The organism is Vibrio sp. 10N.222.54.A3 (assembly GCF_041474095.1).
In the GTDB taxonomy this organism is placed as follows: Bacteria; Pseudomonadota; Gammaproteobacteria; order Enterobacterales; family Vibrionaceae; genus Vibrio; species Vibrio crassostreae_C.
The window spans coordinates 1-15,629 of the sequence record NZ_JBFRTN010000079.1; the positions used below are offsets into that span (position 1 = coordinate 1).

At 44.6% G+C, this 15,629-nt stretch carries 15 protein-coding genes; 1 reads left to right on the top strand and 14 read right to left on the bottom strand.

The window, feature by feature from the left end; translation table 11 throughout:
- Positions 1-73 precede the first annotated feature (73 nt).
- The 11 genes from pyrF to AB4507_RS16985 all read right to left on the bottom strand — a co-directional run bounded on the left by pyrF (position 74) and on the right by AB4507_RS16985 (position 11,677).
- The gene (pyrF, locus tag AB4507_RS16935) at positions 74-769 is read right to left on the bottom strand and encodes an orotidine-5'-phosphate decarboxylase (protein ID WP_017060241.1); all 696 of its coding nucleotides are present in this window, start codon (positions 767-769) and stop codon (positions 74-76) included.
- Between the two features lie 124 nt (positions 770-893).
- Positions 894-2,069 (bottom strand): lipopolysaccharide assembly protein LapB, encoded by a 1,176-nt coding sequence (lapB, locus tag AB4507_RS16940; protein ID WP_017060240.1) that lies wholly within the window; start codon positions 2,067-2,069, stop codon positions 894-896.
- A gap of 12 nt (positions 2,070-2,081) precedes the next feature.
- Positions 2,082-2,354 (bottom strand): LapA family protein, encoded by a 273-nt coding sequence (locus AB4507_RS16945; RefSeq protein WP_017066774.1) that lies wholly within the window; start codon positions 2,352-2,354, stop codon positions 2,082-2,084.
- Between the two features lie 129 nt (positions 2,355-2,483).
- The gene (gene ihfB / locus AB4507_RS16950; RefSeq protein WP_017060238.1) at positions 2,484-2,768 is read right to left on the bottom strand and encodes an integration host factor subunit beta; all 285 of its coding nucleotides are present in this window, start codon (positions 2,766-2,768) and stop codon (positions 2,484-2,486) included.
- Between the two features lie 121 nt (positions 2,769-2,889).
- Positions 2,890-4,560 carry a 30S ribosomal protein S1 gene (rpsA, locus tag AB4507_RS16955; protein ID WP_010439921.1) on the bottom strand — a complete coding sequence of 557 codons (1,671 nt, stop codon included), beginning with the start codon at positions 4,558-4,560 and terminating at the stop codon, positions 2,890-2,892.
- Positions 4,561-4,666: 106 nt separating this feature from the next.
- A complete protein-coding gene (cmk, locus tag AB4507_RS16960) occupies positions 4,667-5,347 on the bottom strand; it encodes a (d)CMP kinase (protein WP_017060237.1) in 681 nt (226 codons plus the stop codon).
- Between the two features lie 292 nt (positions 5,348-5,639).
- Positions 5,640-6,386, bottom strand: coding sequence for a 3-deoxy-manno-octulosonate cytidylyltransferase (gene kdsB, locus AB4507_RS16965; protein ID WP_017060236.1), 747 nt, complete (start codon positions 6,384-6,386; stop codon positions 5,640-5,642).
- Complete coding sequence (locus AB4507_RS16970; RefSeq protein WP_004736429.1) at positions 6,386-6,565, bottom strand: Trm112 family protein; 180 nt, start codon at positions 6,563-6,565, stop codon at positions 6,386-6,388. The genes kdsB and AB4507_RS16970 overlap by 1 nt, the downstream gene beginning before the upstream one ends.
- Positions 6,546-7,553 carry a tetraacyldisaccharide 4'-kinase gene (gene lpxK / locus AB4507_RS16975; protein WP_029235494.1) on the bottom strand — a complete coding sequence of 336 codons (1,008 nt, stop codon included), beginning with the start codon at positions 7,551-7,553 and terminating at the stop codon, positions 6,546-6,548. Before lpxK ends, AB4507_RS16970 begins: the two co-directional genes overlap by 20 nt.
- Positions 7,554-7,566: 13 nt before the next feature.
- The gene (gene msbA / locus AB4507_RS16980; protein WP_017060234.1) at positions 7,567-9,315 is read right to left on the bottom strand and encodes a lipid A ABC transporter ATP-binding protein/permease MsbA; all 1,749 of its coding nucleotides are present in this window, start codon (positions 9,313-9,315) and stop codon (positions 7,567-7,569) included.
- 31 nt (positions 9,316-9,346) lie between these two features.
- Positions 9,347-11,677, bottom strand: coding sequence for a DNA internalization-related competence protein ComEC/Rec2 (locus AB4507_RS16985; protein WP_372183001.1), 2,331 nt, complete (start codon positions 11,675-11,677; stop codon positions 9,347-9,349).
- 17 nt (positions 11,678-11,694) lie between these two features.
- Here AB4507_RS16985 and AB4507_RS16990 point away from each other — a divergent pair, with 17 nt between their 5' ends.
- Positions 11,695-12,207, top strand: coding sequence for a DUF2062 domain-containing protein (locus tag AB4507_RS16990; RefSeq protein WP_017060232.1), 513 nt, complete (start codon positions 11,695-11,697; stop codon positions 12,205-12,207).
- A 205-nt stretch (positions 12,208-12,412) separates the two neighbouring features.
- Here AB4507_RS16990 and lolE read toward each other — a convergent pair whose 3' ends face one another.
- Genes lolE through lolC form a run of 3 tightly spaced genes read right to left on the bottom strand, consistent with a single transcriptional unit; the run spans position 12,413 to position 15,551 of the window.
- A complete protein-coding gene (gene lolE, locus AB4507_RS16995; protein WP_017060231.1) occupies positions 12,413-13,657 on the bottom strand; it encodes a lipoprotein-releasing ABC transporter permease subunit LolE in 1,245 nt (414 codons plus the stop codon).
- Complete coding sequence (gene lolD / locus AB4507_RS17000) at positions 13,658-14,350, bottom strand: lipoprotein-releasing ABC transporter ATP-binding protein LolD (protein WP_050644562.1); 693 nt, start codon at positions 14,348-14,350, stop codon at positions 13,658-13,660.
- Positions 14,343-15,551 (bottom strand): lipoprotein-releasing ABC transporter permease subunit LolC, encoded by a 1,209-nt coding sequence (gene lolC, locus AB4507_RS17005; RefSeq protein WP_102429154.1) that lies wholly within the window; start codon positions 15,549-15,551, stop codon positions 14,343-14,345. The genes lolD and lolC overlap by 8 nt, the downstream gene beginning before the upstream one ends.
- Positions 15,552-15,629 lie beyond the last annotated feature (78 nt).

The window sequence follows — 15,629 nt, forward strand, 5'->3', positions numbered from 1 at the left end:
ATGCTCGGCGCACAAAAATTAAGGCCAGCAATTTGCTGGCCTTCTTTATTTATATCTCAATCCAAATATAGACTTAAGCAAGCGTACCGTTGATCTCTGCAAGTACAGCAGCAGGGTCTATCGCTTGCGTAATCGGACGACCAATAACAAGGTAGTCTGAACCTGATTCAATCGCTTTAGAAGGCGTCATGATGCGCTTCTGGTCACCAACATCTGCGCCGACAGGACGAATACCTGGAGTAACTAGCTTGAACTCTTGACCAAGTGCACCTTTAAGCAAAGAAGCCTCTTGTGCAGAACATACAACACCGTCTAAGCCAGAGTTTTTAGTTAGAGAAGCCAAGCGCATCACGTGTTGTTGTGGTTCAAGATCCAGACCGATACCCGCTAAGTCAGATTGCTCCATACTGGTGAGTACCGTTACACCGATTAACAGTGGACGATCTTTGCCATAAGGTTCTAAGATTTCGCGAGAAGCCGTCATCATACGCTCACCGCCACTTGCGTGTACGTTCACCATCCAAACACCCAGTTCAGCGGCAGCACGGACTGCTTTTGAACATGTGTTCGGGATGTCGTGGAATTTAAGGTCTAAAAATACTGAGAAACCACGCTTATGTAATTCACGAACAAATTCAGGGCCAAACAGGGTAAACATCTCTTTGCCCACTTTTAGGCGGCAAGATGCTGGGTCAATTCGATCGACAAAGGCTAACGCATCCGCTTGATTATCATAATCCAAGGCTACAATGATTTTTTGGTCGTTCATTTCATCTCCTAACGCAGTTAACTTTCTAAAAATTTCTAATCACCTAAGCAGGTGATAAATAACAGTCATAAAAATGCAGCCCGAAAGCTGCAATTAATAATTTGGTCTTAAAGTGACCACAAATCTATTCACCATCAAGCCCACGAATAGGCTTGATCGTCCCCCACCCTTTACATGAAGGGCAGTGCCAATACAAAGAGTGTGTCGAGAAACCACACTGACGACAACGGTAATGAGGCTTAACCTTAAGCTGTTCACCAACCATAGATTGAAGTGTGGTTAAGCTGTCTTTTGCTCGGCCTTCTTCTGCTTCCGCTAGGTGGTAATCGATTAATCGATAAAAACCTTTCATGGTTGGATTTTTAACAAGCTGCTTTGTCAGTAACTCTTGAGCAGAGCCTACATCTTCATGGTGAGCAACCAATTGCGCCAGCATCAGTTCGGCAGATACACCGGCTTTCTTCTGAATACACGCTTTGAGGAACTCGACCAATTGAGCTTCTTGTCCAAGCTTGTGGTAACACTCAGCAAGGGTTGGCAACACCTCACTGATAAAATCGATATCTTGTTCAAGTACCGATTCAAGACAATCAATTGTCTTTTGGTAATCTTCGTTCGCTAAGTGGAACTTCCCTAGTGCGATACTTGCGCGAACACATTTAGGGTCTTCAGAAAGCGCCTTCTTAAAATGCTGAAGCGCTTTAGAACGATTACCATCGGCTTGTTCTTGCATTGCAAGCTCACACCAGAAATGCGCGACTGTGGCACGCATCTTCATTTTTTTCTTGCCGAGCTTAACTAAGATATTTCCGTAATGGATAGCCTTGTTCCACTCACGGGTCTGCTGATAAATAGCCACCAACTGCTGTAAAGCGCCCTCTTTATGGTCAGGTTCTTCTACAAGTTGTTCAAAGATTTTTTCAGCGCGATCAAGGAAGCCAGAGACCATGTAGTCTTTAGCTAATTGTTGCAGTGCGAGATTTTTCTGATCGAGGGTAAGCCCCGAACGAGAGATGAGATTTTGGTGAATACGAATAGCGCGGTCGACTTCGCCTCGTGAGCGGAACAAGTTGCCCAAAGCCAAGTGAGTATCGATGGTTTCATTGTCTACTTGAAGCAGTTCAATAAAGTGATCAACCGCTTTGTCAGATTGATCTGACAGTAATAGGTTCAAACCCGTCACGTATTGACGGGAGATCTGGTGTGATTGCTTTTGTTTTTCTTGCTGAGCGTTACGATTACCCATATACCAGCCATAAGCGGCTGCGATGGGCAAAAGTAAGAACAGTAACTCTAACATCAAATATAGCCTTTAAGCTTTAGTATCAGCAGCGACCTGCTTTGATTGCTTATTGAGTTGCTTCTTCAAGCGATGAATTTTTAGCTGAGACCGCATGTGCATATTACCAAAGACTAACCAAGCAAGGGCGAAGCCTGAAACGAATACAACACCTAATAAACTTGATAGGTGGAAGTCACCTTGCGCTAGCAGATAGTTGAAATTCACAGTTGTTTGGTTTTGAGAGCCTAAAGCCAGTGCAATTAGGAAAAGTGCGATAACGGCGACTATTTTTATAATTTTCATAGTTCATCACTCATTGGTTGGTTAGCTGTACGATTATGCAGGAAAATTACTAATCAGACCACCATATTATGGTCATAAAAAAGCGGCATACATTATAGTATGCCGCTTTTCTTAATTCCGATAAGTAGGCTACATTCCTGAGTTTACTCGTTCACGCAGCTCTTTACCTGGTTTGAAGTGAGGAACGTATTTACCTTCTAACTCAACCTTGTCACCAGTCTTTGGGTTACGTCCAACACGAGGCTCACGATAATGCAGAGAAAAGCTGCCAAAACCGCGAATTTCGATTCGATCACCACTTTCTAGTGTTGAAGCCATATGCTCTAAAATGTCTTTTACAGCGTCTTCAATTTCTTTTGCAGAAAGATGCGTTTGCTCAGCGCACAGTCTCTCAATCAATTCAGACTTAGTCATAGTTACCCTCGTTGGTTTTCTTTTTAGAAATTATAGACCTATCGGAAAAATAAGCAAAAAAAAAGGAGCCTTACGGCTCCTTTCTTGGCTAGATAGCTATAATTCTCTTAATGAGAAGCTATTATTCGCCTTTAGCAGCTTTGAATGCGTCTGCCATTGCGTTACCGAACGCGCCTTCTTCAGACTTGTTCAGTGAAGCCATTGCTTCTTGCTCATCAGCTTCATCTTTAGCTTTGATAGATAGGTTGATTACGCGGTTCTTACGGTCTACACCAGTGAACTTCGCTTCAACGCTGTCGCCAACGCTTAGGATTAGAGATGCATCTTCGATACGGTCGCGAGAAACTTCAGAAGCGCGGATGTAACCTTCAACGCCTTCGATTAGCTCGATAGTAGCGCCTTTCGCGTCAACTGCAGTAACAGTACCGTTTACAAGAACACCTTTCTTGTTGTCAGCAACGTATGCGTTGAACGGGTCGTTTTCCATTTGCTTAACGCCAAGAGAAATACGCTCACGCTCTGCATCTACTGCTAGAACAACAGCAGAGATTTCGTCGCCTTTCTTGTATTCACGTACAGCTTCTTCGCCGGCAGCGTTCCAAGAAATGTCAGATAGGTGTACAAGACCGTCGATACCGCCTTCTAGACCGATGAAGATACCAAAGTCAGTGATAGACTTGATCTTACCAGTAACTTTGTCGCCCTTAGCTTGCATTTCTGCAAATGACTGCCATGGGTTAGCTTTACACTGTTTCAGACCTAGAGAGATACGACGACGTTCTTCGTCGATATCAAGAACCATAACCTCAACTTCGTCGCCAACATTAACAACTTTAGAAGGGTGGATGTTCTTGTTAGTCCAATCCATTTCAGAAACGTGTACTAGACCTTCAACGCCTTCTTCGATTTCAACGAAGCAGCCGTAGTCAGTTAGGTTTGTAACACGACCAGAAAGCTTGTGACCTTCTGGGTAACGCTTAGCGATTGCTACCCATGGATCTTCGCCTAGTTGCTTAAGACCTAGTGAAACACGAGTGCGCTCACGATCGAACTTAAGAACTTTAACTAGGATTTCGTCACCAACGTTAACGATCTCTGATGGGTGCTTAACGCGCTTCCAAGCCATATCTGTGATATGTAGAAGACCGTCAACACCGCCAAGGTCAACGAATGCACCGTAGTCAGTAAGGTTCTTAACGATACCTTTAACTTCAGTACCTTCTTGTAGAGTTTCAAGAAGTTCGTCACGCTCAACACTGTTTTCAGATTCGATAACAGCACGACGAGAAACAACAACGTTGTTACGCTTCTGGTCTAGCTTGATTACTTTGAACTCTAGCTCTTTGTTTTCTAGGTGAGCAGTGTCACGGATAGGACGTACGTCTACTAGAGAACCAGGAAGGAAAGCACGGATACCGTTAAGTTCAACAGTGAAACCGCCTTTAACTTTACCGTTGATGATACCAACAACAGTTTCAGCTTCTTCGCAAGCTTTCTCAAGTACGATCCAAGCTTCGTGACGCTTAGCTTTCTCACGAGAAAGTTGAGTTTCACCGAAACCATCTTCAACAGCGTCTAGAGCTACGTCTACTTCAGCACCAACTTCAACTTCAAGTTCGCCAGCAGCGTTCTTGAATTGTTCAGCAGGGATAGCAGATTCAGACTTAAGACCAGCGTCTACAAGAACGAAACCGTTCTCGATAGCTACTACAGTACCTTTAACGATGCTGCCTTGTTGGAATTCAGTTTCAGATAGAAACTCTTCAAAGAGTTGAGCAAAAGATTCAGTCATTATTTAATCTTCAATAATTAAACGTCCATGGGTATCCTACCGCATGGGGTTGATAAATTCGCCGGTCATCATCCTTGCGACCAACGTTCGTACTAGCTCGGCGAAATTACCCAGCCAGTTTCGATTCAATATAGTGTAGTGCTTTTTCTACTACCTGCTCAATATTCATTGAGGTGGAATCAAGCACTAGAGCATCCTCTGCAGGGCGAAGTGGCGCCACTGGGCGATTACGATCTCGGTCGTCTCGCTCTTGGATCTCGCTCAAAAGGTCGTCAAATTTAACATCTAACCCCTTCTGTTGCAACTGTTTAAGGCGGCGACTCGCACGCTCTTCAGCACTTGCATCTAAAAATATTTTCGCTTCAGCTTCAGGAAACACAACCGTTCCCATGTCACGGCCATCTGCAACCAAACCAGGCGCAGCGCTGAATGCACGTTGACGACGAAGCAGTGCTTCGCGAACGCGAGGTAAAGCAGCAACTTTTGAAGCCGCCATGCCAGTCTCTTCTTTACGAAGTTCACCAGACACATCTTCACCTTCTAGGATAACCTTAACTAAGTCGCCTTCAGCAATAAACTGCACGTCTAAGTGTGTAGCAAGCGGTACTAAAGCATCCTCTGATTCAGTATCCACACCATGGTGAATTGCCGCTAAAGCCAATACGCGATAGATTGCGCCTGAGTCTAGAAGATGAAAGCCTAGCTTATCTGCTAGCAACATACACAGGGTACCTTTACCTGCACCACTTGGTCCATCAACCGTAATCACTGGGCTTTGAGAAGGCATCTTTTACTCCACGTTTTGTCGTAAGTTTTATTCTGTACTAGCGATTCGCCACTACTTTATAGGCGGCATATTATAGAGAAAAATTGGAACTCGAGCGAGGTAAATCTCAGATAATTCCGTGTTGATGATGCATAAACCAATGCAACTATCTCAATATCCGTTTGCTTAGGTTAATAAGACACGCACGCGCTTTTCGATAGCGCACTTTTCGATAGATAGAAAAAAGCCTCGCAATAGGCAAGGCTCATGATTTTTCATTTTGTAGAGCAAACAAGAATTCGCTCAAAGAAGCTTAACCAATAATAGCTCGAACCGCTTCTAGGTCTTCAGGCGTATCAACACCAGCCGCAGGTGCTTCCGCCGCAACGTCTACGTGGATTTTTTCACCGTACCAAAGTACTCGTAATTGCTCTAGGCACTCAATACGTTCAAGAGTGCTTGGTTCCCAGTTAATGTAGGTATTGATAAAACCCGCTCGGTAAGCATAGATACCAATATGACGAAGCAAAGGAGATTCCGCTGCAGTACCGTTGTTCGCGTAAGCATCGCGATCCCAAGGGATGGTTGCTCGGCTAAAATACAAGGCATAACCGTCTTTATCGGTTACAACTTTAACGGCATTAGGGTTAAACACTTCATCAGCATGAGTGATTTCCACACCTAACGTTGCCATCGGAGCTGTACTGTTAGCAAGATTGTTGGCAACCTGATTAATGATCGAAGGTGGGATAAGTGGCTCATCACCTTGAACATTCACGATAATATGATCATCAGGAATATTCATAACTTCAATCACCTCAGCTAGGCGTTCAGTGCCCGATTCGTGATTCGGTGATGTCATACAAACGGTCGCGCCAAATGCTTTAGCCGCTTTTTCAACTCGAGCGTCGTCGGTAGCGATAATAACGTTATCGGCACCCGCTTTCATTGACTGTTCGTATACCCATTGAATCATCGGCTTTCCACCAATGTCAGCAAGTGGCTTCCCTGGTAAACGGCTCGATTGGTATCTTGCAGGTATAACAACCGTATAAGACATTACTTACCCTCATCCATAGAAACGGTGCGAGCTTCAGGTTCTAAAAGAACAGGAATACCCTCTTTAATTGGGTAAGCAAGGCGATCAATTTTACAAACAAGCTCTTGCTTATCCTTGTCAAAAGTTAGTTTACCTTTACATACAGGGCAAGCAACGATCTCAAGTAGACGGTGATCCATAGTATTCCATAACCTCTTTTATTCTTTTTAAAATTTGCTGTTGCGAATCTTCATCGAACTGCGCAGAAACTGGAAGATACCACCAGTTATCTTGAGCATATTCTTCGCATTTTACAGCGTCTTTTTCTGTCATAATCAGATTCATACCTTTCTTAGCTAAGGCATGAAGTTCATCTTTATCAAAATCTTGATGATCGGCGAAACCCTGTGTGAATACCACATCACCATCAAGATCTTCCAATGTTTTAAAAAAGCGCGGTGGGTGGCCAATACCGGCAAAAGCAACCAGCTTCTGTAATTCTGCCACAGACCTTTTCTGACCAGTCTTTAGGTTAACCGCTTGGCTTGGAAGCAAAGACATCGAGAACTCTCGCCCATGCGCTTTACCGCCATTGTTAACCAAAAAGTCGACTTCATCTAAACGAGATACAGGCTCTCTTAACGGGCCTAAAGGAATTAGGCATTCGCTACCAAAGCGTCTTGCGCCGTCGATAACTGCAAATTCAATGTCGCGTTCAAGCGCGTAATGCTGAAGGCCATCGTCAGTGATAATCACATCAACACCTTTGCTCAGCAATGCTTTCACTGCGTTAGCTCGCACAGGGTCGACTGCGACTGGCGCACCAGTTCGCTTACGAATCAAGCGAGGTTCATCACCCGAATGCTCTGCTGGCGTATTTTCATTCAACACTAACGGATAGCTTGGTGCTTTTGCACCGTAACCACGAGACACAACTCCAGGTTTAAAGCCGTGAGCCTGAAGCATTTCTACTAACCAAATCACAACCGGGGTTTTACCATTTCCACCAGCGGTAATATTGCCCACAACAATAACAGGTAAAGGCGGGCGGTAGGTCTCTTTCTTCCCAGAGAGGTAAGCATCACGACGTTGACCACTAATCAATTTGAACAGCAGACTCAGTGGCCACAATAGCGGCCAGAGAAGATATTTCAACGGGTGATTGTTAAACCAAATCTTTTCGATCACAACAAAACCTAATTTATCCGCTGAACTGAATTCGGTGTAATTGTGCATAAGCACCATCATGCGCGATTAGCTCAGCATGTGCGCCCCTTTCTACAATATGACCATCATCAACCACTAGAATCTCATCAGCTTGCTCGATGGTAGAGAGTCTGTGTGCGATAACTAATACTGTTTTGTCTTTCTGCAGTTCTTCTAGTGCAGATTGAATCGCTCTCTCTGACTCAGTATCCAGTGCAGACGTCGCCTCATCAAGAATCAGCACAGGCGCATCTCTTAATAAAGCACGTGCAATCGCAATACGTTGTCTTTGACCACCAGAAAGGCTTGCGCCATTTTCACCAACAACGGTATCGATGCCATTTTCCATGCCTTCGATAAACTCACTTGCATGAGCAAGCTTAGCCGCGTATTCGATCTGTTCACGTGAATACTGTTCTTCTGCTGCGTAAGCGATGTTGTTCGCGACCGTATCGTTAAACAGATGTACATTTTGAGAAACGAGCGCAAAGTGCTCACGCAGATTTCTCAATTCGTAATCACGAATGTCGTGGCCATCAAGCTCAATTGAACCAGAGTCTACGTCATAAAAACGAGTGAATAGGTTAGCAATGGTACTCTTACCCGAGCCAGATCGCCCAACAAGCGCAACCGTTTTACCTTTCGGTATATTGAAGCTGATCTTATCAAGTGCTGGTTTCTCTGCACCGTCATAAGTAAACGTGACATCTTTAACAGCCACTTCACCCATTACAGTTTCAGGTTTCAACGTCCCTTTGTTTTGCTCGGTATCTAGATCCATCAAGCCAAATAGAGTCGTACTCGCAGCCATACCACGTTGGAATTCAGACGTTACGTTAGTTAACGCCTTTAGCGGACGTAATAGACCAAACATTGCAGAGAAGACAACGGTAAACGTACCGGCAGTAAGCTCGGCTTTAATAGAATCGACACTAGCAAGGAATAGAACAACAACAATCGCAACTGATGCGATCATTTGAATAATCGGGTTAGCGGCCGCTTGAGCAGTGATTAACTTCATGCTTTGTTGGCGCATTTGGTTACTAACTTTATCAAAGCGGTGTTTTTCTAGATCTTGACCACCGTAAGTTAGAACCACTTTATGCCCTTTCAGCATTTGTTCAGCTGAAGAAGCAACGTGACCCATGCTAGTTTGCATGTTCTTAGAGATCTTTCTGAATCGCTTCGATACGATACTGATCGCCCACGCAACCAAAGGCGCTACAGCAAATAACACCAAAGATAACTGCCAACTATTCCAGAACATCAGCGTCAACAAGCCTATAATACTTGCACCTTCACGGACAATACTGACTAACGCTTTACTGGTTGCTGCAGACACTTGCTCTGAATCGTAAGTAATTCGAGATAGCAATGCGCCTGTCTGTTCTTTATCGAAGAAAGAAACAGGCATGTGCATGAAATGGCTGAAAATCTTACGACGAATTTCCATCACCACATTGCCAGAGACCCAACTCAAGCAATAGGTTGAAACAAAGCCACTGACGCCACGAACGAACATCATGGCAAAGATAATAAGTGGAAGTGTACGTAAAAAGTCAGATTCAGCATTACCAAAGCCTTCATCAAGTAACGGCTTTAGTAAGGAAATCATATAGGTATCAGAAACGGCATTTATAATAAGCGCAATTACCGCAACACCTAGGCCGGCCTTATATAATCGAATATAAGTCCAAAGTCTTTTAAATGTGACCCAGGTAGTTTCATCTGTTTGTGTTGACATAGAATCGCTTAATTTTCTCACAATAATCTATCTATTCTACTCCCTTACGGAGCATCTGCCTATACCACTGCCCGCCTTGTTGTTCTCTAATCGCATGATATTGCCAACCTTCTTTGCTAAGAGTGATGGTTATTTGTCCGCTTTCTCCAGTATCTAGCCAAGTACTCCCCGCTTCCTGATAACGTTCAATAACAAACTCACTCGGCATTCCCCACTGGTTGCCTTTGGCAAGAGAAGCTATCGCCAGCTGAGGAGACACCGCCTCAATAAACGACTTAATCGATGACGAATCGCTGCCATGATGCGGAACCAACATAACATCACTCCTTAGCTGTTCTCCTTCACGAGCAAGTAACCACTCACTTACCAGTTCAATATCACCAGTGAGCAACATTGAGAAATCAGCACTATGATCTGAGATCTTGACCACACACGAATGTGGGTTATACGCCCTCTTTACTTGCTTAGGCGGCCACAACACCTCAAAAACAACATCTTGCCAGTTCCAAACCTCTCCAATAGTACATGTTTGAATATTAGACGGGGCTTGAGTGATAGATTGGCGTTCTTGAATAATGTTCTGACTGGTTCTTATCCACTTCGGCGTATAGTTCTCAAGTAATGCCGGATAACCACCAGCATGGTCAGAATCGAAATGACTCACAATCACGCCTTCTAATTCATAAATCCCCCGCTGATTCAAAGTAGGAATCAACAAAGACTCAACAACCGAGCCTCCTGGCCACGCATTGCCAAGATCATAAACAACAATCTGATTGTTCTTTTCCAAGACCAAAGACAACCCATGCCCAACATCCAAGATATCAATAGTTAGTTTGTCTTGCTGGGGTTTGCTGAACTCCCACCACAGCACAAACACTGCAGTTACCAATATCGATAATGTTCGCTTGAAATACCGACTAACAAAGCTCAAAAACAAGATAAGGAATACTGATAATGCAATCGTCTGATTATCGACTTGGACCCAAAATCGCTCAGAGAAAGGAAGACTAAATACGAGAGGCTCAAGCGATAAGTCGACTAACTTCCACAGCTGACTGACCAAATCATTGTCTAGCGCTGTTATACCAACCACGCCAGACACTGACTCCGATATTAAGCTTAGAAACATTGCCAGAAACAACAGCGGGATCGTCACCATCGATACCCAAGGCAAAAGGAACAAGTTGTAGAAAACAGAGACTAAACTGACTCCTTTGAAAAACAACATCGAGGAAGGCGCGATAAGGAATGTCAGCATCAGTTGAAGCTTAATAAGTTGGAGTGCGTAGTCGATAAATGTAAAGCTTGAAGCTGAGCGCTGAGTATTACAGGCGATATAGAAAACAGCGCCCAATGCACCAAAGGACAACCAAAAACTGCTCGACAAAGCTGAAAACGGCCAAATCAGCAGAACCACGCACACACTTAAAGTAACATACCGAAGCACACTGATATTTTGCCCACGCCACAAGAAATAACTCGCGATAACGCACATCACCAAAGCTCTCAAAGTTGGCAGCGTGAATCCAGCAAACCAACTATAGAAATACGCCAAGCCGAGCCCGAATATTGTAGGTAACCAAAGAAATGAAGGGGAAAGTAACCTTAATATCTTGCCAATCTGATAGCCGATACCAAAGGCAATCCCAATATGCAGCCCCGAAATAGCCATCAAGTGAATCAGGCCACTGCTTTTAAGCATATCCCACCGCTGAGGCGGAATAAGGTCTCGATATCCAAAACTCAAAGCGATAATGAGATCTTGATTTGCCAGCAGACTTAACCTTTCAAGGCTGGTTTCAAACCATCGGGATCGCAAGTTGGCGCTAGAGTGAATTCGATATTTGGTCTCTGCTCTGTAAGTTGCATTGGCAACCACGCCAGCACTAAACAAGTACTTTTCTCGGTCAAAGCCGGCTTCGTTGAGTTTGCCCCATATCGGCTTTATTGAGGCCGATAAATAGACATCATCTCCAAGCGTTAGCTTGAAAGGAGTAAACAAACGCAATTTTATCAATTGAGGAAAGATTAATTTTTCGCCGCCAATTGATCTGACTACTATTACGCTTTCAAAACCGTGGCTATTTTCACTAAAAAGGCTAACAACCGACGCATTTATGGTAGTATTCTGCCCTGATTGGAATAAGCGACTCGTTTGTATTTCAATCGCATTCCCTAGGCAGATAACTAGTATCAATGCTGTTACTGGACCTCTTGCACTCCGGAAAACGCTATACTTTGTTGGTGCTAGCAGTAACAACAGCATCAATGGTGCCCAAACCCAATGTGGCATCACAGGCCAGAAGCTGGCAGACACAACTGTCGCAGCAAATGAAATCAAGAACCAAGTGTTAAACAAGAGAGTAGCTTCCTCCTATGCCAAGAAAGTTTATCAAACGATTTATGCCTGACCATGATCTAATCAAGCGTCAGAAAGCATTGAAAGTTTTTGGCAATGTTTTGTACAACCCCAACTTATGGTGCCTTAATCGTCGCTCTGCGGCTGGCGCGTTTGCTGTTGGGTTATTCATGGCGTTTGTCCCTCTACCAAGTCAAATGATTATGTCTGCAGGCCTTGCTGTCGCATGTGGCGTTAACCTGCCTTTAGCTGTCGCACTTGTTTGGATCAGTAACCCGGTTACCATGCCTGTTCTCTTCTACTTTGCTTATAAAGTCGGGGCGTTTGTTATGCATGTGCCACCTCAAGCCTTCCATTTCGAATTGTCTTGGGACTTCATCTTGGCGCAAATGAGCACTATAGGGCCTCCGTTCTTATTGGGTTGTCTGATTTGTGGCGTGGTTTCAGCAATGATTGGCTACTTTGGTATTCGCGGTTTATGGCGCTACTCAGTAGTAAGAAGTTGGAAGAAGCGACAAGCAAGGCACTGAACGCCATTTCTTGTTATTCAATCTAACCTTGTCTGTGCTTCACTTAAAACGTACACAAGTTAAAATCGGATGAGCTACTTACCTCTGCAAGATTGGCATGTAACGAAAGTCGTAAAGAACACGAATTGAATTCAATAAAAAAGGATCCCACTGGGATCCTTTTTTGTATCGACTGAAAACTGACGGCCTGTTATTTAGGCGAATGCTATTTAGAACTCAGCACTGAGGCTGGATTCAACTTCGCCGCGCGTGATGCTGGGTACCATGTCGCCAGTAAACTCAGCACAATCGCAGTGCCGGAAACCACAACAACATCCGTCATATCAAGTTGTGATGGCAAGAAGTCGACAAAATAGATATCACCGGACAAGAACTGGTGATCGACCAACTTTTCAAGTCCTTTGATTAGTGTCGTGAGATTAAGAGCGACTAGCACACCTATTGCACTGCCCACTAAACTGCCTAACACGCCTGAGAATACGCCCTGCCAAACAAAGATGCGCTTCACAAGGCCGTCTGATGCACCCATGGTTCTTAAAATCGCGATCTCTGATGCTCTGTCTTTTACTGCCATCATTAGCGTCGAGACAATATTGAAACAAGCCACACCAATAACCAGTACCATCACCAGATACATGATGGTACGAACGAGTTGGATATCTCGATACAAGAAACCAAACTTCTGCTGCCAGCTTCGTAGATACACATACACATCAAGCTGATTGCCCACTTCACGCACAATAGAGTTCGCGTTCAGCACATCGGTCACTTTTAAAGAGACTCCAGTTACCGCCTCACCTAAGTTGGCGTAGACCTGAGCATCACCAATCGGAATCAGAGCCAAGCTGTGGTCAATCTGGCCATTAAGCGTCAGCAAGCCAACCACTTTCACTCGAACACGCTTTGGCGCCTGAACCTTCACAGAACCGTTTACCGCTGGAATCATCAAAGTCAGATAATCACCGACTTTCGCACCCAGCACATTCGCTACACCAGAACCTAAGATGATTTGTTGTTGCCCTGCTTTAAACTCACTCCAAGCTTGCTTATCGATAAAACTCGACAGGCTCGATACTTGTTGCTCAAGTTGTGGGTCAACGCCGCGAACTTCAATTGCTTTGAGTTCTTTGCCCTTTTCAGCAAGCGCTGTAATTTTTACATAAGGCGCAGCAGCAACGACTTTATCGTGCTTAACCGACTCCTCAATCACGTGCTCCCAACGAGTCACAGGCTCATTCACGCCTTCAAACTCACCGTGAGGAATCACTGAAAGCACTCGTGATTGAAGCTCTCGCTCAAAGCCATTCATCGCAGATAAGCCGATAATGATCACCGCGACACCAACAGCGATACCAATCGTCGAGGACAAAGAGATGAACGACACCATCTTGTCTCGTTGTTTCGCACGGCTAAATCGGCCGCCTATCAATAGAGATAAAGAAGAAAACACTTAGCTCTCCTCTTTTTCTACGTTGACCAGTAAACCATCTTGCATGTGAAGTTGGCGATCCATCTTACCGGCAAGTTCACCATCGTGAGTCACGACCAAAAAGGCGGTATCGTACTCATGGTTCAGTTCACGCATTAAGTCGTAAATAGACAATGCGGTGTTATGGTCAAGGTTACCGGTTGGTTCGTCCGCCAAGACTAACGCAGGCTTATTCACCAATGCACGCGCAATCGCCACACGTTGCCTCTCGCCACCAGAAAGCTCTGAAGGTCGGTGGTCCACGCGGTGACTCAATCCAACTTTGTCCAACAAACGTTGTGCTTCTTGCTTTGCTTTAGCGGGCTTTTCGCCGCCAATCAATAACGGCATCGCCACGTTTTCTAAAGCTGAAAAGTCAGATAGAAGATGATGGAACTGATACACAAAGCCAAGATGCTGGTTGCGAAGCTTCGCCTGCTTATTCGAACTCAAAGATGCTAAATCTTGACCAAGAAAACTCACACTGCCCGCAGAAGCATCGTCTAATGCGCCTAAGATATGCAGTAAGGTACTTTTGCCCGAGCCAGAGGTACCGATGATTGCTACTAGCTCACCCTTTTCGATTTCAAAGCTGACTCCCTTGAGCACCTCAGTATCTAACGAGCCTTCACGGTACGTTTTACGGATATCATTACATTGAAGAAAATTACTCATAACGAAGGGCCTCAGCAGGTTTCACAGACGATGCACGATAAGAAGGGAATACAGTGGCAATCAGGCTAAGTGCAATAGCCAAAACCACAACAACAGCGATTTGAATTGGGTTAATCAGAATTGGCAACTGTCCACCAAAGGAGAATAGAGCAACGCCCATCGCCTCTAAAATAGTATTAAGGTTCATCGCTAGAGCAACGCCTAACACACCACCAGAGAGCGCACCAATCACGCCACTACTTGCGCCTTGAACCATGAAGATCCCCATGACTTGACCATCAGTCATGCCTTGGGTCTTAAGAATCGCGACTTCAGACTGCTTCTCCATCACCACCATGATAAGTGCTGAGATAATATTGAAAGCAGCAACACCGATGATAAGCCCAAGCATTAAACCCATCATGTTTTTTTCCATACGAACGGCTTGGAATAGCTCACCTCGTTGGTCTCGCCAGTCGCTCCACAACCAACCTTCCGGTAATGGCTGAGTTGATAACTCTGCGACTTCAAACGGGTCTTCAAAAAATAGTCGCCAGCCTGAAATAGTGTCTGATTTATAACGCATCAAACGCCCAGCGTCTTGGATGTCTGTCACCATCAGTTGAGCGTCGATATCAGAACCTGTATTGAAAATACCGGCAACGGTGAAATTTCGTTGGCTTGGAATACGACCTAATGGGGTGTATTGGCTAGCGCTGGTCACCATCAAGCGAACTTTGTCACCCATAGATACCTTCAAATTTCTCGCCAAAGTATGACCGAGGAACAACTGATATTGACCCGCTTTAAGTGAAGACAATCTGCCCGCAATCAAGTGGTTCTGAAGAGGGTCATCTGAATTGGGTTCAATGCCAATTAACAAACCCGCAGATAATTGAGCCGGACTCTGAATCACTGCCTCACTGCGGACAATCGGTTCAACGTGACCATTAAGCGAGATTTGCTCTGCAAAATTAGGCGCTTGGGCAGAAAGAGAGGTAGTGCCACCTTGCTCATAAACCACCGCTTGAGGAAGAACACCAAGAATTCGGTCTTTTAACTGCGCTTCGAATCCATTCATTACCGATAAAACAGTAACCAAAGACAGCACACCAATGGTGATACCTGCCGTCGACATATAAGAAACAAAACGGCTAAAGCGATCACCTGAACGGCCTTTCAAATAGCGTAGGCCAACAAACAACGAAATAGGATGAAACATACTTTGAACCATCTAAAGGGGATGCGGGTTAATGTAACGGGTATTGCTGTTACTGTGTAGGGGTTAATTGAAAATATA

Bases quoted from the DNA above. Each gene is read 5' to 3' on its own strand.
- lapB (WP_017060240.1), bottom strand. From the start codon at position 2,069: ATGTTAGAGTTACTGTTCTTACTTTTGCCCATCGCAGCCGCTTATGGC.
- AB4507_RS16970 (WP_004736429.1), bottom strand. From the start codon at position 6,565: ATGGATCACCGTCTACTTGAGATCGTTGCTTGCCCTGTATGTAAAGGT.
- lolD (WP_050644562.1), bottom strand. From the start codon at position 14,350: ATGAGTAATTTTCTTCAATGTAATGATATCCGTAAAACGTACCGTGAA.
- ihfB (WP_017060238.1), bottom strand. From the start codon at position 2,768: ATGACTAAGTCTGAATTGATTGAGAGACTGTGCGCTGAGCAAACGCAT.
- AB4507_RS16945 (WP_017066774.1), bottom strand. From the start codon at position 2,354: ATGAAAATTATAAAAATAGTCGCCGTTATCGCACTTTTCCTAATTGCA.
- msbA (WP_017060234.1), bottom strand. From the start codon at position 9,315: ATGTCAACACAAACAGATGAAACTACCTGGGTCACATTTAAAAGACTT.
- rpsA (WP_010439921.1), bottom strand. From the start codon at position 4,560: ATGACTGAATCTTTTGCTCAACTCTTTGAAGAGTTTCTATCTGAAACT.
- cmk (WP_017060237.1), bottom strand. From the start codon at position 5,347: ATGCCTTCTCAAAGCCCAGTGATTACGGTTGATGGACCAAGTGGTGCA.
- lolC (WP_102429154.1), bottom strand. From the start codon at position 15,551: ATGTTTCATCCTATTTCGTTGTTTGTTGGCCTACGCTATTTGAAAGGC.
- pyrF (WP_017060241.1), bottom strand. From the start codon at position 769: ATGAACGACCAAAAAATCATTGTAGCCTTGGATTATGATAATCAAGCG.
- AB4507_RS16990 (WP_017060232.1), top strand. From the start codon at position 11,695: ATGCCAAGAAAGTTTATCAAACGATTTATGCCTGACCATGATCTAATC.
- kdsB (WP_017060236.1), bottom strand. From the start codon at position 6,386: ATGTCTTATACGGTTGTTATACCTGCAAGATACCAATCGAGCCGTTTA.